The sequence below is a fragment of the Mesobacillus sp. genome, from assembly GCF_049588175.1.
Taxonomy (GTDB): Bacteria; Bacillota; Bacilli; order Bacillales; family Cytobacillaceae; genus Mesobacillus.
Map to the genome: position 1 here is coordinate 1 of NZ_JBAVFI010000627.1, position 2,759 is coordinate 2,759.

The following is a 2,759-nucleotide window of genomic DNA, read 5'->3' on the forward strand; positions in this document are numbered from 1 at the left end:
TATCATCTCCGAGATGCAAAGCTGAAATACAGTAAGCTTTCGCCGGTCTGTCCGCCGTTAAATGGAACACGTATGATGGTACGTTGATGAGGGCCGCATAGTTTTGCGGAATCAGGGTGGTAACGCGAGCATGACTCGTCCCTATTTACAGGGGCGAGTTTTTATTTTTCTCTATATAATATTCCGTTCCGAAATTCCTACACTCTCAGTGCCAAAACATAATATTAGGAGGAGAAAAAGGATGGGAAGCTTGAAAAGAAAAGATACGTTAACAATCGGCCTTATGTTATTTGCATTATTTTTTGGGGCAGGAAATTTGATTTTCCCTCCATTTTTAGGACAGGAAGCTGGAGCTAACTTTTGGCCGGCAATGCTTGGTTTTGTTGTAACCGGGGTTGGCCTGCCGTTACTTACAGTTGTCGTTATTTCAATGGCAAAGGACGGCATCCAGGAAATCGGCTCACGAGTCCATCCATTATTCGCTGTCGTTTTCAGCGCAGCGGTTTATTTATCAATTGGACCATTCTTCGGGATTCCGAGAAGTGCCAATGTTGCATTTGAAATGTCGGTTAAACCATTCCTGGCTGAATCAGGATCACATTCGATGGTACTAATGCTTTTCACGGTTGTATTCTTCGCACTTGTATATTGGGTGTGTCTAAACCCATCCAAAATGGTTGAACGGATTGGCAGCATTTTGACACCTGTTATGCTTGCTGCGATTGTCCTGCTGGTAATGGGAAGTTTCTTTCAGCTTGATGGTTCTTTTGGAGAAGTATCTGAAAAGTATACAGCCGCTCCATTTGTTACCGGGTTCCTTGAAGGTTACCTGACAATGGATACAATTGCGGCTCTGGCGTTTGGAATCATTGTCATCAGCGCAGTCCAGCAGAAAAAACAACTTGAACGTTCTCAGGTTGTCAGGGAAACATTAAAGGCTGGAGTGATTGCTGGTATTGGATTGGCTTTCGTCTATGTTACAGTGGGGCTGCTTGGAGCTAAAATGGCTTCAGTTGGGACTTATGATAATGGCGGTACGATTTTAACGGAAGCTGCAAAGTTGATGTTCGGAACTCCAGGGATGCTGCTGCTCGGCCTGATTGTAACACTCGCCTGCTTTACAACGGCAGTTGGACTAGTTGCAGCTACGAGCCAGTTTTTTGCCAAGTTGATGCCGAAAGTTTCATATAAGACGTTTACCCTTGTTATTACAGTAATCAGCTTATTGATTGCCAACCTTGGTCTTAACCAAATCATTTCAATTTCAGTACCAGTGTTGATCGTCCTTTATCCGATCACGATCGTGCTTGTGGTACTATCATTCCTTGACCGTTTCTTTAATGGTTCAAGAGGTGTTTATGTTGGAGCTGTTTTCGCAGCGGGAATGGTTAGTGTGATTGACGGCCTTAAATCATTCGGAATCGAGTCAGAAGCACTTGCCTCCACGCTAAAATCGCTGCCGCTCTATGCGGAAGGACTCGGCTGGGTCTTGCCCGCTTTGATTGGCGGACTTGCTGGATGGGCATTTGAAAAATTCTTTTTATCCCGTTTTGGTAAAAAGAGTTTAAAAACTGCATCAGAATAATAACTGATGATGTGAGGAGAGTCTCTCTCTGCACAGCTTTAAAAAAGGCCTGACGCACTTTCAACTGTGCAGTCAGGCTTCTTTATTTATTTGACTGTGTAAAACTGGATTTCCGCTTCCATCAATAGAGTTTCTAAATCTACAATCTAATTATTCTTATTTAAGCCTTCCCACTCTGAACGCAAAATCCCCATTGCAATCTGGTCATGAATCCTGCCATCACGATGAACAGCTTGCCTCATCCTGCCTTCAATCTGGAAGCCAGCTTTTTGATAAGCACGAATGGCTCCGTGGTTATAATCAATAACATCCAGGCCGACACGATGCAGGTTCAGTTCATGGAAGGCATAACGCAGGATCAGCTTCAAGGCATCCGAACCATATCCCTTATTCCGGTCCTTGGCATCACCAATTCCAATCGCAAGCTTCCCTGCCCTGTTGTTCCACTCGATGCGGTGGATAACGACAAAGCCAACAAGCCTGTCATCCTCAATCGTCCTTAACCGGAAGTAGAAGCTGTTGGGGCTCGGATTTCCTTCATCTTCAAAACACTGTTGCGGCCTCGGATGGGCGATGTCAGTATCCACATTCCGAAGATAGTCTGGATCTTCATCCCACCTAGCAATAATTTCAGTATCCCCGTCTCTTTTAGCTGTTAGCTTTAAAAATTGCCCGCGAAATAGATTGGTTGTCATTTGTAATCTCCTATTCTCCTTTTATTGTCACCTCTTCATATGAAAAAAACGTGTTATATGTCCGCAATATTCTATCCCCTTTATGTTTGATATTCCTATCTTAAGATGCTGTCTTAACTTTTGCAATATTGCATCATTCCTCTATTTCTTGTTTAAAAGAACTGCCAAAACATAATCAATATATTACAATAACATTTCTTCCGTGTTTCATTTCTCATAAAACCCCGCTTCATTTCTATTTTTATTCAATTTAAAAGGAAATTTATCCTGTTAGCACATGATTAACTACTCGTGCATGTCGTTATGTTGCAATAGTTAATTCGAAAGTCCCGATTCATATTACTTTTCTTACAATCTGGCACTTATTAACCAAATTGAATTTTGGGTCATATCGCTTTCATTTTTCAAAGGAATCGTTTCCATTCCTTTCAGCATAATGTGCATGGGACTTCTGACTATTCGACCTAACTAGTATATAC

Annotated in this window: 2 protein-coding genes; one reads left to right on the forward strand and one right to left on the reverse strand. The window is 42.3% G+C overall.

The window, feature by feature from the left end; translation table 11 throughout:
* The first annotated feature begins 241 nt into the window (after positions 1-241).
* Positions 242-1,585, forward strand: a complete 1,344-nt coding sequence (gene brnQ / locus WB217_RS15130; protein WP_423994070.1) for a branched-chain amino acid transport system II carrier protein — start codon at positions 242-244, stop codon at positions 1,583-1,585.
* A 146-nt stretch (positions 1,586-1,731) separates the two neighbouring features.
* Here brnQ and WB217_RS15135 read toward each other — a convergent pair whose 3' ends face one another.
* Positions 1,732-2,280: a GNAT family N-acetyltransferase gene (locus WB217_RS15135; RefSeq protein WP_423994071.1), complete on the reverse strand. Its 549-nt coding sequence runs from the start codon at positions 2,278-2,280 to the stop codon at positions 1,732-1,734.
* Positions 2,281-2,759 lie beyond the last annotated feature (479 nt).